This is a genomic window from Marinitoga okinawensis (genome assembly GCF_055387075.1).
Genome location: NZ_AP042422.1, coordinates 824,605 through 849,397, shown reverse-complemented (window position 1 = coordinate 849,397; position 24,793 = coordinate 824,605). Strand labels below are relative to the sequence as shown.

Below are 24,793 nucleotides of genomic sequence, written 5' to 3'. Positions count from 1 at the left end.
TTTATCTTAAAATAATTGTAGAATATCCTCCAAGTTTAATTGAATTTTCTTCAATTTCTAAATCACCAAAACCTTTTACTATTTCTTCTTTTTTAATTTTTATTTTTACTTTTTGTGGTTTAATATTATGAATAACTAAAAATTTATTATCATTATTTATTAGTTCATATCTTACAGTAAATCTATCATTAGCAATATTACGTATATTTGCACTGTCCAACCATTTATTTTCTTTTCTAAATTCAGAAATATTTTTTACATGATTTAATATTGATTTATTATCTTTTATTTGTTCTTCCACAGAAATATTTGAATATGGTGTATTATATTTGCAACCCTTCCATTCAGTTTGACCAGGCCCAAAACCTGATTCATACCATTGCATAGGTTCTTGAGAATCCTCGGTAAAATTAACATCAATGATTTCACCTCTCATTCCAAGCTCTTCTCCATAAAAAACAAATTGATATCCTGGTAAAGTAAATAATATATTAAAAGCCATTTTTGCCATTTTTGGATTTTCATTAAAAACTGATATCAATCTTTCCATATCATGATTTGTAAAGAAATTACCGGATATTGACTCTACATGATTATTTATATAATGTCCTAAAGTTTCCTTGATACCCTTAACTAAAATTTTAGGGTCATAATATAAAATAGAATCTTTTATAAAATATGATAAAGGAAAATTAAATTCTACATCAAATATTCCATGATACTTTTTTACAACTTCTGGAGAATCCCAAATTTCACTTATAATAATTGCATCAGACTTAATCCCCTTTACATAAGAAATCATCTCTTTCCAAAATTCTATATTTCTCTCGTGTTGATATTTAAATTTCATATTTTTTTGATCATAATCAAAAATATGTTTTGCAGCATCTAATCTAAATCCATCAACTCCTAAATCAAGCCAAAATTTAAATACATTTTTTATCTCTCTCCACAATTCTTTATTTTCAAAATTTAAATCTGGAGAAGATGAACCAAATAATCCATAAAAGTATTTATCTTTGTATTTAAACCATATCAAACTATCATCCCAATGTCTTTTTTCTGTTAAATCTGTTTTTTCATTAGCCCAAATATAATAATCTTTATATTTTTCATCCCCTGCTATAGCCTTTTGAAACCAATCACATTTCACAGAAGTGTGATTAATTGGAACATCTAAAACTATTTTTATATATCTTTTATGTGCTTCTTCAATCAGTTCTTTAAAATCTTCCATTGTTCCATATGATGGATTAACCGAATAAAAATCTATAATTGTATATCCATGAAATGCAGCCGATTGCATAATTGGCAATAACCAAATACCTTCGACTCCTAAATCTTTTAAATAATCTAGTTTCTTTGTAATTCCCTTAATGTCTCCTATACCATCATTATTTGAATCATAAAATGATCTTACAAACAATTCATAAAAAAACATGTTATATCCCCTTTCATATGATATAATATTGTAGATATAACTCTTGAGGTGAGATTATGAAAAATTTATCTATGCATAAAATAACTTTGATTTCATTCATAGTGATCTTATTATCTTTTTTTATTCCATACCTTATCATATCATCTTTTTTAAAACAGAATGAGCAAGTAGATAAATTTTATGCAAATATAAAATTAACAGTTGAAGTTATTAATGACATTTTAGTTAATGACTTTAACAACGCTATACTTAACTATGTATCTTCTGATTTAAAACCTAATTTTATTTCAACCTCTCAAAAAAATATTTATAAAACACCTAAAACTAAATATAATGTATTTGATATAAATGTAGCCATATATGATATAGATAATAAAAACAATTTGTATTTTGAAATAACTAAAAAAAGTTACCATAGAGTTTTAAAATTGGATATTAATAAGTTTTTCTTTACTAACTTTTCAAAGTTAGATTTAGATTTTGGTTACTTTATAACAAATAATTCAAAAAATTTTATCTTTGGTAATAAGGAACTTTATAACAAATATATATCTACAGAATGCAAAAAAGCCATTTGCAAGAATAAAAATGTATATATCAGTTCTTTTAAATTTTTTAATGTTAATAATATCAATCTTTTTCAATTTTATTCTATTTTCAAACCCTCCATCTTTACATATACTATAAACCATTTTCAGTCTATTTTATACTCAGTTATTATTAGTTTGCTTATTACACTAATCTTTCATTACTTTATTTTCAACTATATAATGAAAGAATATAACCTTAATAAAAATATTATTAAAAATATAAATTTTAATAGATTATTAGAAAGCGATAAAGATATTAAAATAATTCCAACAGTTATACCAGAATTTAATGATCTTTTCCAATCATACGCTGAGCAAATAAACATTATCAAATTACCATTAAAACACTCTTTAGAAGAAAATAAAAACTTAAGGAAAAATATTGAAATAATAGAAAACGAAAATTTAGCCATATTAAATTTCTTATCATCTTTTAAAAAATATATATATGGTAATATTAATCTAAAAACTTTTGAATTATCCTTTAAAAAAGGCGTTGACAAGCTTTCGTTTGAATCTGAATTATTAAAAGAAAGCCTAAGCGAATTATATGATGAATTAACAATAAAAATTATAGAATTAGATAACATTAAAGACAATTATCATAATCAAATGAATTTATTATCTAATATTATTGGTTTTATGAGTGAAAAATCAGAATATAGTTTAAATCAAATAGAATTGATTGGAAAACTTTCTGTTTATTTTGGAAAAAAGTTGAATTTAAATGATGTTATATTAAACGGCTTATATTATGGAAGTAAAATACATGATTTGGGAAAAATTTTTATTCCTGATAGCATTTTAAAGAAAACTGAACCTTTAACAGAATCCGAAAGAAATTTAATTAAATTACATCCAAAACTTGGTTTAATTTTACTGAGTGATATTAAATCATATCCATTTAATATTATAGGAAAAATAGTTGTTTCTCACCACGAAAAATGGGATGGAAAAGGGTATCCATATGGTTTATCTGAAGAGAATATACCAATAGAGTCAAGAATAGTTTCCATCATTGATACTTTAATAGCATTAATTTCAGAAAAACCATATAGACCTGCATATTCATTCGAGGATGCTATAAATATCATCAAAAACGAATCTGGAGAAAGTTTTGATCCAAAAATAGTTGATATTGTTTTAAACAATATATATGACATAAAAAATATTATAATAAATAAAAAATAGGTAGCATGTAATTTTTTGTGTAAATACCTCTTCTTGGATGGTAATAAATTAATTAAATTGGATTATAATTCTTAAATTATTTTCACATGAATTATCGTCTATATTGTAATATGCTTTAATAGTAATTTCTAGAAGTTTTTAATGTGAGTTTTTGAAAACAAACACCTTTTTGCAATTTTCACTGCAAGATTTAACATTATTAAATTAAGAATATATTTTTGGCGTTAGTTTTTAGTATTTGGTTTTATGTATTATTGATTATTACAGATTTTGGAATTTAGTTGTATTAAGAATTATAGACGTATTTTGTGATTCTTTCTTTGAAAAAGATGGATAGTTCGTTTAGGACTTTACTCCAGTTTCTATATCGAGCTGTCCATCTTTTTGTTGCATCTATTGTTGCTAAATATAATATTTTTAATAATGCATCATCATTTGGAAAAGATGTTTTATTTTTAGTCACTTTTCTATATTGCCTATTCAATGATTCTATTACATTTGTTGTATACATTATTTTTCTTACTTCATCACCATAATCAAAATATGGAGATATTGTTTCCCAATGTTTTTCCCAGCTTTCTAATGCCAATTTGTATTTTGTCCATTTGTTTTCTTTTAAATCTTGTAGGTTTGAATAAGCTATATCTTTATTGGGTGCTTTATATACTTTTTTTAAATCATTTACAAGTTCTTTTCTATCTTTGTAATTAACATATTTTAATGTATTTCTTATTTGATGTATTATACATCTTTGTACTACAGTATCAGGAAATGCTGCTTTAATTGCTTGTGGAAATCCAGTTAATCCATCTACTGAAGCTATTAATATATCTTTAACTCCTCTATTTTTTAAATCATTTAATACTCTTAACCAGAATTTTGATGATTCTATTTCACCTATATATATACCAAGAACTTCTTTAAATCCATCAATATTTACACCTATTACAACATATGCAGTCTTTTTAATTATCTCACCATCATCTTTTACTTTAAATACTATTCCATCCATGAAAACAAAAGTGTATATCTCTTCTAATGGTCTGCTTTGCCATTCTCTAATTTCTGGTAATATCTTATTAGTAATTTTACTTATCATTTCAGCTGATAATTCTACACCATATATATCTTCAACATTCCTAACTATATCTTTCGTACTTAATCCCAAACCATACATTCCTATTATTCTACTTTCAATATCTGAAATATCTCTTTTATATTTTGGTATTATTTTCGGTTCATATTCACCCTTTCTATCTCTGGGTATTTTCAATTCCATCTCACCCATGCTTGATCTTACCTTTTTTGAGCTGTATCCATTTCTGGAGTTATCCGTTTCTTTATTTTCCTTATCGTATTTCTCATATCCTAATTCATCTTCTAATTCCGCTTCTAACATTTCTTGTATTATTGGTCCCATCAATTCTTTTATCTTGTCATATACATCTTTCATTGTGTTTACTTCAGGATCTCTTGCTATTAACTTTGCTAATTTTTCAATGTTACTTTCTTCTTTTTTCTTTCTCTTTGCCATTTAAAATACCCCCTTCTTGGTTTTATTTTACCATACCAAGAAGAGGGTTACCTATTTTCTCTACTTTTTATTTACACAAAATTTTTTATGGTCTCAAAAAATAGCGGCATTGCCGCTATTTTGATTTTAAATACATCGTCAAATTCATAATATCTGCAGGTGTTATTCCAGGAATCCTCATTGCTTGGCCCACCGATTTTGGTCTTACTTTACTTAATTTCTCAACAGCTTCGTAAGCTAAATTTGGCACTTCTTTGTAATCAATATTTTCAGGAATTTTTTCTTTTTCAAGTTTTTTCATTCTTTCTACATCTTCCATCATTCTTTTTATATACCCACCATATTTTATTGATATTTCAACCTGTTCTAATAACTCAGAATCTTTAATTGGCATTGGATCAAATTCTACTAAATCTGCATATAATACTTGAGGTCTTTTTAATATATCATATAAACTCATTCCGTTTTTAATTGGAGATGTTCCTTTTTTAACCAAAATATCATTTATTGTATTATTTGGTTTTACTTTTATATTTTTCAATCTTTCTATTTGTTCTTCAATATTCCTTTCAAGTTGTAAAACTTTTTCATAAAATTCTTTATGTATTAGACCGTATTTATAACCATATTTTGCTAATCTCAAATGAGCATTATCATGTCTTAATAATAATCTAAACTCTGCTCTTGAAGTTAATAATCTATATGGTTCATTTGTACCTTTTATTATTAAATCATCAATTAACACCCCAATATATGATTCAGACCTTGCAGGAATAAATGGTTCTTCACCTCTAATTTTTAAAGCAGCATTAATTCCAGCAATTAATCCCTGTCCAGCAGCCTCTTCATAACCACTAGTTCCATTTATTTGCCCAGCAAAAAATAAACCTTCAATTATTTTTGATTCTAAAGAATGTTGAAGTTGATCTGGATATGCAAAATCATATTCTACAGCATATGCAGGCCTTACGATAATTGCATTTTCAAGACCCGGAACACTTCTTACCATCTGTATTTGAGCTTCATATGGCAAACTCGTACTTAACCCATTAATATAATATTCTTTTGTTCTTCTTCCTTCTGGTTCAATAAACAATTGATGAGAATCTTTATTGAATTTTACAACTTTATCTTCTATTGATGGGCAATATCTTGGACCTACACTTTCAATTAGTTTTACATCGCCATATAAAGGAGAAAACATTAAATATTTTTTTATTATATCATGTGTTTCTTTTGTTGTTCTTGTAAGCCAACATGGATAATCCTTATCCAAAACCTTTGGTTCAGAAAAATAAGAAAAAGCTAATGGTTCATCTGCTGTATCCTGTCTTTCCATTTTAGAAAAATCAATACTATCTTTTAAAATTCTAGCAGGAGTTCCTGTTTTGAATCTTCCTAATTTAATGCCATTCTCTACTAATGATTTACTTAATCCATTAGCAGGAAAATCTCCCATTCTTCCTGATTCAAAAACACTTCTTCCAACAAAAATTTTACCTCTTAAAAATGTTCCTGTCGTCAAAATTACTGCTTTTGCTTCATATTTTGCTCCTAATTCAGTGGCTACACCTTTAACTTTACCACTTTCAACTATTAGCTCTTTTACTAAACCATACCTTAATAGCAAATTTGGTGTGGAATGCAATATTTCTTTCATATTTTGAGAATAATCGTATTTATCAATTTGAGCTCTTAATGCTCTTACAGCAGGACCTTTTTTTGTATTTAACATCCTAATATTTATCATATTTTTATCTGTAACTTTTGCCTGTAATCCACCTAAAACATCTATTTCTCTGGTAACAATGCCTTTAGCAGGACCACCAATAGCAGGATTACATGGAGCCCAACCTACATTATCCAGATTAATTGTCAATAATAATGTTTTCATACCCATTTTAGCAGAAACATAAGCAGCTTCAATTCCCGCATGACCACCGCCAACTACAATAACATCATATTTCAAGTCATCTTCAAAATTTATCACAAAATTCCCTCCATAATTTTTATAGTATTTTAGTATATTATACTATCAATATTTTTCTTTTGCTATTAAAGTTTGTGAATTTTAATTATTATTATTAAATATTTTTTTCTTCAATTTTATTTTTCTGGTAACAAAAAACTTTTTGAAGCAAGCATCAAAAGAAAAATTCCACCAAATAGCATAATCCCATTAATTAACAGGAATATATTTAAGTCCATTAACTCTATTCCAGATATATATCTTAAAGAATCCACAATATATTTTATAGGAAAAAGATATGATATGATTTTAAGAGTTTTTGGTAAAAATTCAATAGGAAAATAAATTCCTGAAAAGAACATCATTAAAGTAAAAAATATTGATGCAGCATTTTGAGCTGTTTCGCTTTTTTTAAATAAAAATAAAAATAGTAGTCCAAATCCCATCATTCCTATTGTAGAAGTAAAAGATAATAATAGATATAATGGCCAATTAATAACTATTGAAAGATTAAATATAATTGTACTAGAAAATATTAATATTAAGAGAGATATAAAACTTATAAATATTCTTGTTAATGTAATTCCAATAACAAATGTATAAGATTTAATTGGAACAAGTATAAATCTCTTTAATACATTTAATCTTTTATATCTTCCAAAAACTGTAATCACGGAAAACATCCCATTTGATAATAAAGATATAGCTATTACTCCTGTTAAAAGATAATCAATATAGCTTGTTTTAGTTTTTGTTAGAAAAACATTTTTTTCATTTATTTTTATATATTTAAAATTTTTCGTGGTAATATTTTTATTTAAAATTGCTTTCTTTATATTTAATTCTAATCCCTGAATTAAAGAAGTATTATTTATATTTGTTTCATCATAATAAATTGTAACTTTCTTCCCTTTAATAATTACACCAACATCATAATTTCCATTTTTGATATTTTTGGGTACATCTTCAATATTATCAATATTAATAATTTTATATATATCTGATAAGTCTTCTATAATATTTTTATCTTCAGAATATATAGCTACACTCATTAAAGAATCAGAATATTGATCATTAAATACAAAACCAAATATAATTAAAAAAATCAAAGGAAAAAATAATGTAAAAAATATTTCAGCTTTATTCCTTAAAGCTTCTTTGGTGATGTATTTTGATAACCAGAAAACTTTATTCATAACCTAACACCTTCTTATAATTCAAAGAAAAAAGCAAAATTGAAAGAAATAACCAAATTGTGGGGACTATATATATCCAAATATCATTAAACGGAGCAATATTAAAACCTACTAAACGTCTCATCCCTTCTACTAAATACGTAACTGGATTAATATATACATACCATTTAATTATCCATGGTATATTAAATATAGGAAAATATAATCCACCCAAAAACATAGAAACTTGAAACAAAATATTTATTAATACTATTGATGTTAATAATTTTTTTGATATTGATACAAATATTAGACCTATTGAAAATAATACAATTAAGGCATATATATAAAATGCTATAAATTCTATGGTAAAAAACTTATTTGAAACTTTCATAAAAATACTTTCAATAACAACAAAAATACTTGAAATTAAAACCATTAAGACACTACTAATAATTACAGCAAAAAAGTATGATGAACCTTTTATTGGAACCAATAAAAACCTTTTATTAATACCTTTTTCCCTTGAGAATAGAATATTAAATGGTATATTAAAAAATGAAACAGACATAATAGATAACATTAATATTCCTGGAAATACAAAATCTTTATATGAAAATTTTTCTCTTAAAGAACTGATAGAAACCCTTTCTATTTCAATATTATCCTTGATATTTTTGACTCTTTTTATCATTTCTATATTAACATAATCCATAAATATCTTTATTATGTCTTTTGATATATTCGAACTGCTTCTTCCTTCAACATAATACAAATCTACCTGTGGATTTACGTCATTTATTAATGTTAATGTTTTAGGAATAAATAAAACAGCATCTAATTTTCGTGATTTTAATTTTTCTATGGCTTCATTTAAATTTTTTATTTCTTTTTTATTCATAGGCATCTTATCAAAAGTTTTTGATAAAATAGTTTTAGATAGTATATTTATATTTTTTTCATATACTATACCTACATTAAAATCTTTAATATTTAATTCATTAGGATTTCCAAAGATTGAAACTAAAATCATAAAAAGTATTAATGGAAAAACAAATGACCAAAAAAATGTATCAAATTCTCTTATATCATTTTTAAATTGATAATATGCAAGCTTTAATATTTTTTTCATGCTATCATTCCCTTAACGAATGTCCTGTCAAAGTTAAAAAAACATCCTCTAAATTAGGTTTTCTAATAACAATGTTATCTACAGAAATATCTTTTTGTTTTGAAAATTCAAGTATATCGAATAATGTTTTTTCTAAATCATTAGTACTTATTTCTAATCTATCATTAATAATAATTCCATTAAATTTATTTTTGAATATATCTGGATTATTAGTTTGAAAAATAATAACAGATTCTTTATTCAAAGATCTTATTAATTCTTCTACAGTATCTTTAGCAATTATTTTCCCTTTATCAATAATATGTATATTATCTGATAAATATTCTGCTTCTTCCATATAATGTGTAGTTAGAATAATAGTTTTTCCTTCTTTTTTTAATTCTAGAATTAAATCCCATATCATATGCCTGGCTTGCGGATCTAAACCTGTAGTAGGTTCATCCAAAAAAACTATTTCTGGATCATTCACTAAAGCAACTGCAATTGCTAATCTTTGTTTTTGTCCACCAGATAATTCTTTAATTTTAGAATTCTTTTTTTCATTTAATGAAAATTTAGATATTAATTTATTTACATCATATGATTTACTATATAGTCCACTAAACATTTTTAATGTTTCAAGAACTGTCAAATTATCCAAAAAAGAACTACTTTGTAATTGAACGCCAATTCTTTCTTTGATATAAAAATCTTCCGGAGAATAATATTTCTCAAAATAAATAATTTCTCCATCATCTTTTTTTCTTAATCCTTCTATCATTTCCAAAGTAGTTGTTTTTCCAGCTCCATTTGGACCTAGTAATGAAAAAATTTCACCTTTTTTTACAAAAAAGGATATACCGTCAACTGCTTTTATTTTTCCATAATATTTTTTTAAGTTTTTAACTTCAATAACATTATTCACCATGACCCCTTCTTTTTATTAATATATTTATTCCAATTCCTATAAATAACAGTCCAATGATATAATTCCATATATTAATATTTATTAATTCTTCTAGAAAAAATATAATTGAAAAACCACTTAAAAAAATTACAGGAAATAAATATTCTTTTATTTTTTTAGTTGCTATAGACATTTGTAATAAACCAATTGCAGAAGCAAGTATAAATCCTGGCCATAGAAATTCCATTGAACTATATCCTAAAAAAGCCGATAAATAAAATATAACACCTAAAGTTATAAATATACCCCCTGGAACCAATCCGCCAGGATTTTTCTTATATTTAAAATATAAATATTCAAATCTAAATCCCAAAATTAATAATATCGCAGGCCAAATATAATTCCAATTTAAGTTAAAGTCAATTATGTTAGAAATTATTAAATATACTCCCAATAATATTAAAATCAAACCACCAAATATGCTGTTTTTCATATAATCACTCCCCTGAATCTATATTTATATTTAAAACACCTGCATCTATATTCCCTTTAAATGCAGCATCCATATTTTTTATTAAATCATCTGATATTTTAATAGTTTTTATTCCACCATCGTAATTTAAATTATATGTAGTATTTTTAGGGATTATTAAATTAATTTTTGAAACTCCGCTATCAATATCTAAAAATAAGTTTTCTTTAAATTTATTTATTATTCCTTTTAAATTACTTACACCTGCATCTATAGACAGCATTTTAATTACATTACTTACATTATTTAATTCTACATTTGCAACTCCACTATCTATATAAATATTATATAAGTATTTTTCGGGTATATTTATGTAGATTTTATATCCTTTACCTATAATTTTTTGTTTTTTAAAGAATATATCATTACCCTTTTTATCTATATTTAATAACATAGTTCCATAATAATATCCCGAAATCTTATCCGATACATTATCAGTATTTATTTCCAAGTTAAGTGCAGATAAATCGAAATATAAATCTAAAGCATCTGAGTCAGGTAATATTTCAAACTCCATTTTTTCATAATTTTTATAATTATTAAAATTAAAGTCAATAATGTTTTTATTAAAATTCCAAAATATTAGTAATAATAAAAATATTGTTACTAAAACTATATTTAATCCTTTTAACCATTTTAATTCTTTGGATAAAATAGAAATACCAATGATTATTAATATAAACGGCCAGAACTTAGCGAAATTAATCCCTATCCTTAAAATTAAATCGATATTAAAGCCTTGAACAACAAATAATATACCTAAAATTATAAAAAATAAACCAACTATATATCTCATTTTATTTCTTCCCCCTTATAATTAAATATATTCCAAAAACCAAAAACAATACTCCAAAAACAACGCTAAAAGATACAATATGAGGAAAAAAATTATTTAATATAAATATTATCCCCAAGATTAAAAAAGTTAATCCTATAAACAAATTATTTCTTTCACTATGTTTATGTTTATTAAAATTTTTTTCTGATTCATAAATATTTTCATCAGAAGTTTCAGGTTCTTCAGGAATAATTATCCACGCTATAATATATAATAAAATCCCAATACCCTCAATTAGTATTAAACCTAAGCATATTAACCTAACAAGTGTTGAACTTATTTCAAAATATTCTGCTAAACCACCACAAACTCCACCAAGCATTTTATCTTTTTTAGATCTATATAATTCTCTTTGCATATCCATCCCTCCAAATATATATCTTATCTTTTATATTATACTATTTTTTACATCGAGTTTATAATATAACAAGATACATTGTCATTTTCCAAGAGTAAAATGTCAATGCATATGATATAATAATTATATAAAAATAAAATCAGGAGGGATTCTATGAAATTAAATTTTTTGGCTTTACAGTTTAATCCATTAAACAATTTAGATGATAATTTGGAATTTATTGAAGGTATTATGGATTTTGTTTATCATAAAAAATTATCTTTCTTTTTTATTAATGGAAATCCTTTTAAAAATGGTTCTTTAACAGTTGAAGATTTAGAACAAGTTGAAGATTTCTTATCAGCTATTACAGATTATAACAATTGTACTATTATTACTGCTCAAACTTTTCAAAAAAAATATCAACTATTTATTCAAAAACCATATGAAGCCTTAGAAATAACTAACTCATTTGAATTTAAATTAAATGATGGTAAAAAAATTATTATTAATTCTGAACCACAAGATGATTCTAGAATATTAAATGTAGTTATTAATCCGAATTTTGAGATTATTAATACTGATACATTAAATAACAATTATCTTTTTTTAACTCAACCATTGCTTGGAAAAACAAAAATTAAAATAGGAGAAAAAATATGGTTTGGAGGAAATACCGAAGGATATTTATCCTTTTCTTGGTAATACTATCAGTTAATTTTTTTAAAATTATAATTTTAAATAATGATAATATTGTTATTATTAACCCTTCTATATATCCTAAATACAGTATAATTTCAGATAATTACTTTTTTGACGGATATAAAAATTTTAATACTTTTAATATAAACAATAGCATATTATTGAACTTTGAAAGTCCGGGGTTTCACATTATAATAAATAATTCAAATTACAAATATAAAAATAATAATGAAGTAATAATAATATATAAAAATAATTTCAAGAATTATAATATTGATGGAATTGATGTTCTTTCACAATTTAATATATACAATTTAAACACAATTATCGAATTTCTCAAAGAACACAATTTGAAATTACCTAACAAAATGTACATATATAATTTAAATTATAAACAATCATTTTTCCTTCCAAAAAATAATTTTTTTATTAAAAAAAATGACTTATCAAACGGCATTTTAGTACATGAATTATCTCATTATACATTTGGGTATATTATTAAAAGAAAAAATACACAAGATATATGGCCAGAAATTTTATGTGAAGCTATAAGACTTAATTTCTTAAAAAACAATAATATCGAGTTATACGAAAGTGAACTTAACTATAAAAACAAAAATCCTAATCTAATATATTCTAAAATTATTAATTATTCTTTTATTCTAAAGTATTTTGATAAGTTTATTAATACTTTCATTGATAAATTTCAAGGAAAAATTATTTCTGACAAAGATTTCAATAATTTTTATTCTGCCTTCGAAAGGAGAGAAATAGATTGATAATAGACATTGTTTTAATTGTAATAGGTATGGTTCTTTTAATAAAAGGTGCAGATTATTTAATTGAAGGTTCTGTTGGTTTTTCAAAAAGGGTTGGTGTTTCCGAACTATTTACAGGTTTAACCCTTGTAGCTTTTGGAACCAGTGCTCCGGAACTCTTTGTCAGCATAAGTGCCGCGCTAAATGGTTCAGCTGGTATCGCTTTAGGAAATGTTATTGGAAGCAATATTACAAATATAGCTTTAATTCTAGGATTATCTTTAATGATTAAAAAAAGCGCAATTCCAAAAAGTACTTTATATTATGAAATACCTTTTGTAATACTTATATCTTTAACTCTTTTATTTATGTTATTAGACGGAAATAGTGTTTTATCTATATATGATGGGTTTATCTTATTAACTTATTTGATTATCTTTATTGCTTATATGTATAATATGGCAAAAAATGACAAAACTATAAAAGAACAACTTTTAGAAGAAATTAAAGAAAAAAAAGAATCTAATATGTCATGGAACAAAATAATATTTTTAGTGTTATTAGGTATTGTAATGTTAGCTATTGGCGGAGAAATAACAGTAAGAGGTGGTTCTCATCTTGCTAGAATACTTGGATTAACAGAAACCCTTATAGGTGTAACTATTATTGCTATTGGAACTTCATTGCCAGAATTAGTAACTAGCCTTATTGCCGCTAAAAAAGGCTCTAATGATATATTAATAGGAAATCTTGTGGGTTCAAATGCATTTAATATACTAGTTGTATTAGGTATAACAGCAAGTATTCACCCAATTATTCCTGATAGAAGTGTAATTTTTGATGCATATTATATGGTGGGAGTAATATTTCTCACAGAACTATTTTTACTCAGAAAAAGAGAAGCTGGATTCTGGAAGGGTTTAATTCTTTTCTTATCATATTTATCATACATAATTATTAACTTAAAATTAGGATAGGAGGCGACAAAATGAAAGTCTTTTTTTTAGGTCACGCTGTTGTTTATATTGAAGCTAGTAAAAAAATAATAATCGATCCTTTTTTAACAGGAAATCCTCAATCCAAGAAAAACATTGATGATTTTAAAGAATTAGATTATATTTTAGTTACTCATGGTCATGGAGATCATATTGGAGATACCATAGAATTAGCTAAAAAAACAAATGCAACAGTAATTTCTAATTTCGAGATAATAAATTATTTGAGTTTTAAAGGATTAAAAAATTTACATCCTATGCATATTGGGGGAAGAAAAAAATTTGATTTTGGATCAATAAAAATGACTACTGCTTTACATGGTTCTGGTATTATAGAAGGAAACAATATTATATATGGCGGTAATCCTGGTGGATTTATCATTAATATAGATGGAAAGAAAATTCATCACTCAGGCGATACAGGCTTAACAAAAGATATGGAATTATTGGAGTTAGAAAAAATAGATTTAGCTTTTCTTCCAATTGGTGGTAATTTCGTTATGGATATCGAAGATGCTGTTATTGCAGCAAAAATGATTAAACCAAAAATAGTTGTGCCTTTTCATTATAATACATGGGAAATAATTAATGCTGATGCTTCTATATTTAAAAGAAAAGTCGAAAGTTTAAATATCAAGTGTGAGATTTTATCTCCAGGAGATTATATAGAATTATGATATAATCTCCAAAAATCTAATCTTGTTAACTATTTTTATTTATTATTTAAAATCAATTTGTTAAAATTCCCCTGAGAAAAAATTTTCAAAGGGGGTAGAATTGTGAAAGCATACTATTTTGCTAATAAAACTTGCAGGACCTGTAAAGGTTTATGGCCAAAAGTTGAAAATCTTATGAAAGAAAACAATGTAGAATTAGAATATATTGACATTGAAGAAAAACCCGAAGTTTCAGGACAAATGTTGGTTTTTTCTGTCCCTACTTTAGTTTTTGTTGATGAGAATAATAGAGAAATTAATAGATTTTATAGAAATTTTGGTATGCATGAAGTTCAAAGCTTTATAGATAGATATTTATCAATAATAAACTCATAGGCTCATTATTTGAGCCTATTTTTTATATTAACATTTGAAAAACTTAAGAAATATTTTATCAAAAAAAATATGTTAAGATGAAATTGAAATCTTAAGAAAGAAGGCATATTATGGATGCTATATTAACCTTGATTGGATTACTAGTTGTTATTTCTTTATTTTTTAGATTTATTGGTGCTATTTTTGTATTATTATTAAGATACCCTATACTGCTTTTGTTTGCTATACTGGGGATATATTATTTATTTAGAAACACAAGGTTTTATACATATAGAACAACTAATAGGCGATATTATCATAATAATGATGATAACAGAAGATACTATCAAAATAACAATCAAAACTATACTAATTTAAGACAACAATATGACTATTATAGAAATTTATTTGGACTTCCAGAAAATTTTACAAAAGATGATTTAAAAAAGAAATTTAGAGAGTTAACCAAAAAATATCATCCTGACAAATGTCAAAATAATAAAGAAAAGTGTGAAGAACAATTTAAAAAAATTAATGAAGCTTATGAATTTTTGTCTAAATACGCAAAATGATTTTTGGAGGTGATTAGTATTACTATTTGGGGAAAAATGTTTCAGAGGTTCAACCCTATAGAAGAAATTATAAAACATGCTCGTATTGTCGAAGAGGCTTCTGATTATTTACCAGAACTTTTTGAAAGATATTTAAATGGAAAACCCATCGATGATCTAGTAAATAAAATCGATAAACTCGAAGATGATGCAGATGATATAAAAAGAAATTTTAGACAATTTTTAAAAAAAGGATATTTATACAGATTTGAAAGATCTGAATTATTAAATTTTATCGATCTTCAAGATAAAATAATTGATTTAATTGAAGATGTTGCAAAAAAAATGACCTTTAACAGAATAAATTTTGATGAAGAACATAAAAAAATGATTTATTCAGTTGTTGATGAAATAGAAAAAATGCTTGATCATTTTAAGAAAACTGTTAGATATATAACCATAATTCTCGAATCGGATTTTTCTAAACATACTGTATCTTCTGAAGAAGAAGATATTAATGAAATGAAATGGTTTGAAAAAGATATAGATAATAAATTATTTAAATTTGGAAAATGGTTGTATTCTCAAAAGGAAATATTACATCCTGTTGATTTTCTTTATATTAGAGAATTAATATTATTATTAGCAAGAATAGCAGATGTTACTCAAAATGTTTGTGATAGAGTTCATATACTTATCAATGAGTAAAGGAGGAAGACCGTGACTATTATACTTATAATAGGATTACTGATTGGTTTTGGCATGGCTTTAGCTATTGGAGCTAATGATGTTGCTAATTCTATGGCTACTGCAGTTGGAGCAAAAGCTATAACTCCGAAACAAGCTGTTATTATTGCTGGTGTTCTTGAATTCGTTGGTGCTACGTTCTTTGGGAAACAGGTTACAGATACTATCAGAAAAGGTATTTTACATTTAGATGTATTGGCAGATCCAAAATTAGTTATCTGGGGTTCTATGGCTGCATTATTAGGAGCAACTATATGGCTTGCAATTGCAACCTATAAATCCTGGCCGGTTTCAACAACTCATTCTATTGTCGGAGGTATGGTTGGATATGGTATTGCGGCTGGCGGTATTGCTGTAGTTAATTGGTCTAAAATCGTCACTATTACACTAAGTTGGTTAATTTCCCCTTTTGTTGGTTTAATTGTTTCTTTCTTTATGTTCAAAGCTATTTCTGCAACTATACTTCATAGTAAAGATATAAAGAAAAACTCTAAGATTTGGATTCCTTTCTTCCTTGGTTTGGCCGCATTTATTATAGGTCTTTCTTTTATTGTAAAAGCTCTTCACATGCCTATTAACTTTAAAGCTATTATTTATGCTATATTATTTGGTGCATTAATATCATTAATAATCATGATATATATTATTTCAAAATTGAAAAATGTTTCGGATGATCCTTATGTATATGTTGAAGAGATATTCAGAAAATCACAAGTTGTAACTTCTTGTTATGTTGCATTGGCCCATGGCGCAAATGATGTTGCTAATGCAATAGGGCCTGTAGCCGCTATTTATGCTGCAGTTGTAACAGGTACAGTGGGGGCTAAAGCTGAAATACCAAGATATATTCTTGCTTTAGGTGGTTTGGGAATAGCTATTGGTGTTGCAATTTGGGGTAGCAGAGTTATGAAAACAGTTGGTACAGAAATTACCGAATTAAATAACTCAAGAGGTTTTGCTATAGATTTTTCAACCGCTACTACTGTATTATTAGCTTCAAATATGGGAATGCCAATTTCTACAACTCATACTGTTGTTGGTTCTGTTATTGGTAACGGTTTAGCAAGAGGTACTGGTTCAATAAATCTCGGAGTAATTAAGGATATTTTTGTATCATGGTTTTTAACAGTACCAGCTGCTGCTATAGTTTCTTATATTATATTCAAAATTTTTGCATTATTTATCTAAAATAGTTACATTCTTTAATTAATTGAATTATTAATTTGATAAAATAGTCTTGCGGAGATTGCAAGACTATTTTATTTTTAGGAGGAGATAATATGAAAAACGCATTGTATGCTCAATCTGGTGGAGTTACAAGTGTAATTAATGCTTCTGCTTATGGTGTAATTAAGGCTGCTTTAAATTCAAAAGATATTGATAATATATACGTTGCTATTAATGGAATAAACGGCGTTTTTAACGAACAGCTTGCTGATATGAAAAAAGAAGATCCAGAACAAATAGAATTATTGAAATTCACTCCATCAAGTGCCTTTGGTTCTTGTAGAAGAAAAATAAAAACAGAAGACGATTTCAAAAAAATATTTGAAGTATTTGAAAAATACAACATTCATTACTTTTTTTACAATGGCGGAAATGATTCAATGGATACAGTTAATAAAATTCATAAATATGCTCAAAAAATAGGATATAATTTAAAAGCTATAGGTGTTCCTAAAACCGTAGACAACGATTTACCAGAAACAGATCATACTCCAGGTTTTGGTTCTATTGCAAAATATTTATCTGTTGCAATTTTAGAAGGAACATTAGATGTTAAAAGTATGGCAGCAGATTCAACCAAAGTTTTTATTTTAGAAACAATGGGAAGACATGCAGGTTGGGTTGCAGCATCTACAGCATTAGCCAAAAGACATGAAAGTGATGGCCCTCATATTATTTTAATGCCAGAAGTTCCTTTTAACAAAGAAAAATTCTTTGAAAAAATCAAAGAGACTATATCCAAATATGGATATTGTTCTATAGCTGCTTCAGAAGGTATAAAATATAAAGATGGTTCATTCGTTGCTGCAAGAGGATATCAGGATAATTTCGGAAATGTTCAGCTTGGTGGCATTGGTTCTACATTGGCAAATATGATAAAAACAGAATTAAATATAAAAACACATTATGCAGTTCCAGATTATTTACAAAGAAGTGGAAGACATATGTCAAGTCAAGTTGATGTCAACGAAGCTATTAACGTTGGAGCTATGGCAGTAAAATACGCTTTAGAAGGAAACAGTGGTTTTATGGTTGGTATAGAAAGACTTATGAATTCACCTTATTTGAGTACAACTAAATTAATTCCACTTGATAATGTTGCAAATGAAACAAAATTAATTCCAGAAGAATATATAACAGAAGATGGAATGTTTGTCAATGAAAAGTTTATTGAATACGCTTTACCTTTAATTGAAGGAGAATATTACCCTCCATATTTAAATGGCATCCCAGTATATGCAAGACTAAAACTTGAAACTATTAATAAAAAATAAAAACAATAAATCCTGGTTGTTTAAATCGCAACCAGGATTTATTTTTAAGATAAAGTAAGGTATAATATTTTTGAGGTGAGAATTATGAATAAATTCAAATTATATTCTAAATATAAACCACAAGGCGATCAACCTGAGGCTATTAAAAAATTAGTAGAAGGAATTGAAAAAAATTATAGATTTCAAACACTTCTTGGTGTTACGGGTTCTGGAAAAACATTCACCATGGCTAATGTAATAGAAAAATTAAATAGACCTACTTTGATATTATCCCCAAATAAAATCTTAGCAGTCCAGTTATATAGAGAATTCAAAGAATTTTTCCCAGAAAATAAAGTTGAATTTTTTATCAGTTATTATGATTACTACCAGCCTGAAGCATATCTCCCAGGAAGAGACATGTATATTGAAAAAGATGCAAGCATAAATGATGTTTTACAAAAGATGAGATTATCTACATTAAAATCTGTTTTAACAAGAAGGGATGTTATTGTAGTAGCAAGTGTTTCCACTATATATGCTTCAGGTAATCCCGAAGATTTTGCTGGAATAAATTTAAAACTAGAAGTTGGAAAAGAATATAATAGAAGATTTATTTTAGAATCTTTGGCAAAAATGCTATACACTCGTTCAGAAGATAAACATACTGGCGGCGTTTTTAGATTTAAAGGTGATATCTTAGAAATTTTTCCACCTTATGAAGATTTTGGAATTAGAATAGAATTCTTTGATGATGAAGTTGAAAAAATATATTCATTTGATATATTAAATAGAACAAAGATAGAATTTTTTGACAAGATTACCGTGTATCCAGCAAGTGAATTTGTCACAACAGAAGAAAAAATAAAAAGAGCTATTGAATCAATTAGAAATGAATTAGAAATAAGAGTTGAAGAGTTTCAAAAAGCTGGAAAATTATTAGAGGCTCAAAGAATTAAACAAAGAACTTTAATGGATATGGAATTACTAGAAACTTTAGGACATTGTAAAGGGATAGAAAATTACTCCAGACACTTTGATAATAGAATGCCTGGTGATCCTCCATGGACATTATTAGATTATTTTGATAAAGATTTTATAACCTTTATTGATGAATCACATATTGCACTTCCTCAATTAAGAGCAATGTGGGCAGGAGATCACTCTCGAAAGAAAAATCTTATAGATTATGGTTTTAGATTACCTTCAGCTTTTGATAATAGACCATTAAAATTTGAAGAATTTTTAGAAAGGGTAAAACAAACTATATTTGTCTCAGCTACTCCAGGTCCATTCGAATTAGAACATTCTGAACAAATAGTTGAACAAATAATCAGGCCAACTGGATTAATTGATCCAGAAGTTGTTGTAAAACCAACAATAGGCCAAGTTGATGATTTTATTGCTGAATTACAAAAAGTAATTAAAAGAAACGAAAGAGCAATTGCTGTAGTATTAACCAAAAAAGATGCAGAAATGCTTTCAGATCATTTGAATTTATTAGGAATAAAATCCACATATTTACATTCAGAATTAGATGCAATGGAAAGATCAGAAGTAGTAAGAAAATTACGAAGCGGTGATGTCGATGTTGTTATAGGAGTAAATTTGTTAAGAGAAGGACTAGATCTTCCGGAAGTATCTTTAGTTGCTATAATGGATTCAGATAGAGAAGGTTTTTTAAGATCAGAAACAACATTAATTCAAACAATAGGTCGTGCTGCAAGAAATATTAATGGAAAAGTAATATTGTATGCAGATAAAATTACTGATGCTATGCAAAATGCCATATACGAAACAAATAGAAGAAGAAAATTACAAATGGATTATAATGAAACTCATGGTATTAAACCAAAATCAATTATAAAAGAATTACCTAAAAATATATTTGAGCAATTTATGGAAAAAGTAGAAAAACCAGAATTCATATTCGAAGTAGCAGAGGGAACAACTCCAAATGAGTATATACAATTACTTGAAATGGAAATGTTTAAAGCTGCCTCTGAATTAAGATATGAGGACGCTGCAAAATATAGAGATGAAATTAAAAAAGTAAAGAAAAAATATAAATTAAAATGAACGAGTTGCAAAAATGCAACTCGTTTTTTTATTTAAAGTGAGCTTTATATTGACATTATATTAAAAAAATGTATAATTATAAACACAATGTGTTAAATGTTAATTTTTTAAATAATATTGGAATTAGCAAAAAAAGAAACCTCTTTAATTAATCTAAGATAAAATAATATGGTTAATTGTTTGTAAATATTACTTTTAAAAATGGGGAAGAAAAATGAAAAGAAATGGCTTATATGTAGTATTTTTTCTAGTGATTATACTTTTATTTACGTCTTGTTTAACTAAGGAACAACCAAATACACTAAAGAATGTTGAAGTTTCTCAAAACTCAAACAATTCTTACTCTTCTTTTAAATTGACTAAGGACTCTTTTGCCGTTGAATTAACTTTTAAAGGCAAAATCAATTCTGAAGATTTCGTTTTTTCCAATATTCCTTTTAAAATTGTTTCTTTTGATGGTAATAATACAATTGTTTCTCTTTCATTTGGTGAATTAAAAAAGAAAAATTTTGAGTTTTTAAAGGTTAAAGGAAATCCTGTTCTTTTAAATTCTCTTTCTGTGGATTCACTTTCTACTAATATAACCAAGACTTCTACTGATACAACTCCTATGCTTTTAGGAGATTTTAATCATGATAGTTATATAGATTTATACGATTTCGCTTATTTTAAAGAACATTATAGAACTTCTGTTAATAATCCTGGTTATGATCAAATGTATGATATATATCCTTCAACTAAAGGAACTGATATTTTTGAAAATATTTTTAGTTTAAAACAACCTGATGGTAAAGTTGATATTTTTGATTTCGCTGTTTTTACCATTAATTACAGAAAAGCTGCAAATAGGCCACCTGTAGTTAAAATAGTTTCGCCTAAAGAAGACGAAGAAATACATGGTGGATTAAATAATATTACTATTAATAATTTAGATCCAGATTTAAATAATATTGTTTACGACATTTATCTTAATGATAATAAAGTTGAATCGGACATTAACATCTTATCTAAAAATTTGAATTTAGATTATCCTAAAGATTATCTTTTAACTATTGTTGCCACTGATGTTGTTAATAATTATGTTACACCATTATCATCAATAGCTACTGTTTCTTTTAAAACTATTAATACACCACCTATTATTTCTTTTACAAATCTTAATGAATTTATGCCATATAATTTCAAATTATCAGTTGTTGCTACAGATATTGAAGATGGAGAATAACATCGATGTTTTATTGAATAATAACAAATTAGAAAAAGATTCTGATAACAATTTTATCGTTAAAAACCTCGAAAGAAACACAGAATATACTTTAACTGTTATTGCTACTGATAGTAGAAATTTAGCTTCTACTAAAGTTGCTACATTTATGTCTATTGATATTCCTACTATTTATTTGAACTTTTATGATAAATACACGAATAGATTATTTATTAGTGGAAAATATTTAGATAACATTAAAGCCGCTAGTATAAAATTTGAATCAAATCAATATATTGAATTTTCTAATGTAGTTGGTTTAAATGGCGTTGAAATTACTTATGCAGATTATAATGAAAATGGAGAATTTGAAATTGATCTCGGAATACTTGATGGAACATTACCTTCAACAAATCTTTTAAGTATTGAGGTTATAAGATTAGATATGCCAACAAATGTTTCAATAATAGATGCTACTGTTATAAATACTGAAGCACAACAAATTCCTATTGATACTTCTAGCTGGTTATATATTGATGATGATACTTTAGATTATATTTTAAATTGGAAAACAAAAATAAATACCTATAATACCTATTATAATTTTTCTAACTTAGCTATTGATGATAATGGAAATATTTATTTTACAATTAGAGATAAATACTTATATTCATTATCTTCTGATAGCACATTAAATTGGAAATATTTAATGGAGTATAATGGTTCTGATACAAACGCATTATCTGCACCAGTTATAGATAGTGAAGGAAATATTATATTTGGTGGTCCAAATGTTTATAAAATTTCTCAAAATGGAGAAAAATTATGGAATAAGTCTATTGGTGGTATTGTTTGGTCAGATGCTACTATTGATGGCGAAGGAAATATTTATGTTGGCAGCTATGATCATCACTTATATAAATTAACAAATAATGGAGATGTATTATGGGTTGATGGAATAACATTAGAGGCCCCTTTATTAGATAATCCTATATTTGCTGGTCCTGTTTATTCAAATGATGGAACTATATATATTGGCAGTACAGGAAAAAAATTTTATGCTATCGACAGTATTACTGGAGAAATAAAATGGAGTTTTGATGTCGGAGATGAAATTGTTTCATCTGCTGCAATTGATGAAAATGGAACTATATATTTTGGATGTTGAGATAATAATTTATACGCTTTAAATCTTGATGGTACTGAAAAATGGCATTACAGTACAAATGGTCCAATTTATTCCAGCCCTGTAATTGGAGAAGATGGTACAATTTATATTACTACAGGAGATATAAATGGAACATTATATGCCATTAATACTGATGGATCTTTAAAATGGTATTTTGAAACTTCCAACCACATAAAAACAACTCCTGTTATTGATTCTGAAGGAAATATATATTTTGGAAATGATGATGGATTTCTATATTCAATTGATTCAAACGGAAATTTAAATTGGAAATTTAAAACTGATAGTGCTATAGAATCTAGTCCAAAAATTACAAGTGATGGATATCTATATTTTGCTTCAAATAGCGGTTATATTTACTCATTCAATATTAAAAAATTAACTATTGCAAACTCCATATGGCCTCAATATGGTAAAGATTTAAAAAATACTAAAGCATTTGAAAAAATAAACAATCCACCAAGTATACCACAATTATTATCACCATTAAATAATACACCAGACATTGATACTAATGTTACACTTGAATGGGATTCGTTAGATCCAGATGGAGATTCAATTACATATGACATATATTTAGGTACTGATAAAAATAATTTAACTTTGCTCGAAAAAAATTATAATGCCACTTCATATCAATTAAATGATCTAAAATATAGCACTACATATTATTGGAAAATAATAGCAAAAGATATTCATGGAAGCGTAAGTATTGGTGAAATTTGCTCTTTTACTACAACTATTAATCCAATATTACAAAATTCAATAGCTGTATATGGAAGTGATGGATTTATTTTATATAATATTGAAGATCCTTATAATCCATCAGTAATTAGTTATTTTGATACTGCAAATACATATAATGTTACACTTAAAGGAAATTATGCTTTCGCAGCTGTTCCTAATTTAGGATTAATAATAATTGATTTATCTGACCCATATAATCCTACTCAATTAAGTATATATGATGTAATTAATCCAAAGAGTATAAAAATATATAATGATTATGCTTTCGTTACAATTGATTATGGGGTTATTATTTTAGATATATCTGATATAAATAACATTCAACAAGTAGGACAATTTGACACTCAAAGTTACTCTGTTTCATTAGATATAAAGGATAATTGTGTTTATGTAGCTGATCATAGTAATGGCTTAGTTGTTATAGATATTTCTGACATAACTAATCCAAATCAAATAGGTAAATTTACTATTGATAATGCTTCTAAAGTACTTATAAAAAATAATTATGCTCCTGACTTTGACACAAAAATGGCGATTTTTGGGTAAATAGGACGGTAGAATGCGGGTTTGAGGTGCGTATTTTTCAGGAAGTCGAAAAAATGTGTGGCTAACTTTTGTTACATATAATTAACTATACATATTGTTATTTAGCTTCTTTTAGTGGTATAATATATATGACAACCAC

Annotated in this window: 24 protein-coding genes and 1 pseudogene; 15 read left to right on the top strand and 10 right to left on the bottom strand. The window is 26.0% G+C overall.

Annotation, left to right across the window (positions count from 1 at the left end; translation table 11 throughout):
- Position 1: 1 nt before the first annotated feature.
- Positions 2–1,441: an alpha-amylase family glycosyl hydrolase gene (locus ACZ5CK_RS04195; protein WP_464582644.1), complete on the bottom strand. Its 1,440-nt coding sequence runs from the start codon at positions 1,439–1,441 to the stop codon at positions 2–4.
- Positions 1,442–1,497: 56 nt separating this feature from the next.
- On the opposite strand from ACZ5CK_RS04195, the gene ACZ5CK_RS04190 reads away from it, so the two are divergent.
- Complete coding sequence (locus ACZ5CK_RS04190) at positions 1,498–3,222, top strand: HD domain-containing phosphohydrolase (RefSeq protein WP_464582643.1); 1,725 nt, start codon at positions 1,498–1,500, stop codon at positions 3,220–3,222.
- Between the two features lie 286 nt (positions 3,223–3,508).
- On the opposite strand, the gene ACZ5CK_RS04185 is transcribed toward ACZ5CK_RS04190, so the two are convergent.
- The 8 genes from ACZ5CK_RS04185 to ACZ5CK_RS04150 form a co-directional block, all read right to left on the bottom strand.
- Positions 3,509–4,756 (bottom strand): IS256 family transposase, encoded by a 1,248-nt coding sequence (locus ACZ5CK_RS04185; RefSeq protein WP_464581024.1) that lies wholly within the window; start codon positions 4,754–4,756, stop codon positions 3,509–3,511.
- A gap of 115 nt (positions 4,757–4,871) precedes the next feature.
- Positions 4,872–6,743, bottom strand: a complete 1,872-nt coding sequence (mnmG, locus tag ACZ5CK_RS04180; RefSeq protein ID WP_464582951.1) for a tRNA uridine-5-carboxymethylaminomethyl(34) synthesis enzyme MnmG — start codon at positions 6,741–6,743, stop codon at positions 4,872–4,874.
- A 119-nt stretch (positions 6,744–6,862) separates the two neighbouring features.
- Positions 6,863–7,921: an ABC transporter permease gene (locus ACZ5CK_RS04175; protein ID WP_464582642.1), complete on the bottom strand. Its 1,059-nt coding sequence runs from the start codon at positions 7,919–7,921 to the stop codon at positions 6,863–6,865.
- Positions 7,914–9,032: an ABC transporter permease gene (locus ACZ5CK_RS04170; protein ID WP_464582641.1), complete on the bottom strand. Its 1,119-nt coding sequence runs from the start codon at positions 9,030–9,032 to the stop codon at positions 7,914–7,916. Before ACZ5CK_RS04170 ends, ACZ5CK_RS04175 begins: the two co-directional genes overlap by 8 nt.
- A gap of 4 nt (positions 9,033–9,036) precedes the next feature.
- Positions 9,037–9,939: an ABC transporter ATP-binding protein gene (locus ACZ5CK_RS04165; protein ID WP_464582640.1), complete on the bottom strand. Its 903-nt coding sequence runs from the start codon at positions 9,937–9,939 to the stop codon at positions 9,037–9,039.
- Complete coding sequence (locus ACZ5CK_RS04160) at positions 9,929–10,411, bottom strand: LiaF transmembrane domain-containing protein (protein WP_464582638.1); 483 nt, start codon at positions 10,409–10,411, stop codon at positions 9,929–9,931. The genes ACZ5CK_RS04165 and ACZ5CK_RS04160 overlap by 11 nt, the downstream gene beginning before the upstream one ends.
- Positions 10,412–10,415: 4 nt before the next feature.
- Positions 10,416–11,246 carry a hypothetical protein gene (locus ACZ5CK_RS04155; RefSeq protein WP_464582637.1) on the bottom strand — a complete coding sequence of 277 codons (831 nt, stop codon included), beginning with the start codon at positions 11,244–11,246 and terminating at the stop codon, positions 10,416–10,418.
- A gap of 1 nt (position 11,247) precedes the next feature.
- Positions 11,248–11,646 (bottom strand): PspC domain-containing protein, encoded by a 399-nt coding sequence (locus tag ACZ5CK_RS04150; protein ID WP_464582636.1) that lies wholly within the window; start codon positions 11,644–11,646, stop codon positions 11,248–11,250.
- A gap of 153 nt (positions 11,647–11,799) precedes the next feature.
- On the opposite strand from ACZ5CK_RS04150, the gene ACZ5CK_RS04145 reads away from it, so the two are divergent.
- The 13 genes and pseudogenes from ACZ5CK_RS04145 to ACZ5CK_RS04085 all read left to right on the top strand — a co-directional run.
- A complete protein-coding gene (locus tag ACZ5CK_RS04145; RefSeq protein WP_464582635.1) occupies positions 11,800–12,330 on the top strand; it encodes a hypothetical protein in 531 nt (176 codons plus the stop codon).
- Positions 12,285–13,106: a hypothetical protein gene (locus ACZ5CK_RS04140; protein ID WP_464582634.1), complete on the top strand. Its 822-nt coding sequence runs from the start codon at positions 12,285–12,287 to the stop codon at positions 13,104–13,106. Before ACZ5CK_RS04145 ends, ACZ5CK_RS04140 begins: the two co-directional genes overlap by 46 nt.
- Positions 13,103–14,062, top strand: coding sequence for a calcium/sodium antiporter (locus ACZ5CK_RS04135; protein ID WP_464582633.1), 960 nt, complete (start codon positions 13,103–13,105; stop codon positions 14,060–14,062). Before ACZ5CK_RS04140 ends, ACZ5CK_RS04135 begins: the two co-directional genes overlap by 4 nt.
- Positions 14,063–14,073: 11 nt before the next feature.
- Positions 14,074–14,757, top strand: a complete 684-nt coding sequence (locus ACZ5CK_RS04130) for a metal-dependent hydrolase (protein WP_464582632.1) — start codon at positions 14,074–14,076, stop codon at positions 14,755–14,757.
- A gap of 102 nt (positions 14,758–14,859) precedes the next feature.
- Positions 14,860–15,132: a thioredoxin family protein gene (locus tag ACZ5CK_RS04125; RefSeq protein ID WP_464582631.1), complete on the top strand. Its 273-nt coding sequence runs from the start codon at positions 14,860–14,862 to the stop codon at positions 15,130–15,132.
- A 110-nt stretch (positions 15,133–15,242) separates the two neighbouring features.
- Positions 15,243–15,683, top strand: coding sequence for a J domain-containing protein (locus tag ACZ5CK_RS04120; RefSeq protein WP_464582630.1), 441 nt, complete (start codon positions 15,243–15,245; stop codon positions 15,681–15,683).
- Positions 15,684–15,719: 36 nt separating this feature from the next.
- Positions 15,720–16,370 carry a DUF47 domain-containing protein gene (locus ACZ5CK_RS04115; RefSeq protein WP_464582629.1) on the top strand — a complete coding sequence of 217 codons (651 nt, stop codon included), beginning with the start codon at positions 15,720–15,722 and terminating at the stop codon, positions 16,368–16,370.
- A gap of 54 nt (positions 16,371–16,424) precedes the next feature.
- Positions 16,425–17,597, top strand: coding sequence for an inorganic phosphate transporter (locus tag ACZ5CK_RS04110; protein ID WP_464582950.1), 1,173 nt, complete (start codon positions 16,425–16,427; stop codon positions 17,595–17,597).
- A gap of 92 nt (positions 17,598–17,689) precedes the next feature.
- On the top strand, positions 17,690–18,910 hold the full coding sequence (locus tag ACZ5CK_RS04105; protein ID WP_464582628.1) for a 6-phosphofructokinase: 1,221 nt from the start codon (positions 17,690–17,692) through the stop codon (positions 18,908–18,910).
- Positions 18,911–18,994: 84 nt separating this feature from the next.
- Positions 18,995–20,968, top strand: a complete 1,974-nt coding sequence (gene uvrB / locus ACZ5CK_RS04100; RefSeq protein ID WP_464582627.1) for an excinuclease ABC subunit UvrB — start codon at positions 18,995–18,997, stop codon at positions 20,966–20,968.
- A 214-nt stretch (positions 20,969–21,182) separates the two neighbouring features.
- Entirely contained in the window at positions 21,183–22,193 is a 1,011-nt protein-coding gene (locus ACZ5CK_RS04095) for a hypothetical protein (RefSeq protein WP_464582626.1), read from the top strand.
- Positions 22,183–23,340, top strand: coding sequence for a PQQ-binding-like beta-propeller repeat protein (locus ACZ5CK_RS04090; RefSeq protein ID WP_464582625.1), 1,158 nt, complete (start codon positions 22,183–22,185; stop codon positions 23,338–23,340). Before ACZ5CK_RS04095 ends, ACZ5CK_RS04090 begins: the two co-directional genes overlap by 11 nt.
- A gap of 63 nt (positions 23,341–23,403) precedes the next feature.
- Positions 23,404–23,676: pseudogene (locus ACZ5CK_RS04085) on the top strand (outer membrane protein assembly factor BamB family protein); the annotation flags it as partial.
- 89 nt (positions 23,677–23,765) lie between these two features.
- Here the strand turns inward: ACZ5CK_RS04085 and ACZ5CK_RS04080 are convergent.
- On the bottom strand, positions 23,766–23,933 hold the full coding sequence (locus tag ACZ5CK_RS04080) for a hypothetical protein (RefSeq protein ID WP_464582624.1): 168 nt from the start codon (positions 23,931–23,933) through the stop codon (positions 23,766–23,768).
- 31 nt (positions 23,934–23,964) lie between these two features.
- On the opposite strand from ACZ5CK_RS04080, the gene ACZ5CK_RS04075 reads away from it, so the two are divergent.
- The gene (locus ACZ5CK_RS04075) at positions 23,965–24,654 is read left to right on the top strand and encodes an LVIVD repeat-containing protein (RefSeq protein WP_464582623.1); all 690 of its coding nucleotides are present in this window, start codon (positions 23,965–23,967) and stop codon (positions 24,652–24,654) included.
- The last annotated feature ends 139 nt before the right edge of the window (positions 24,655–24,793 follow it).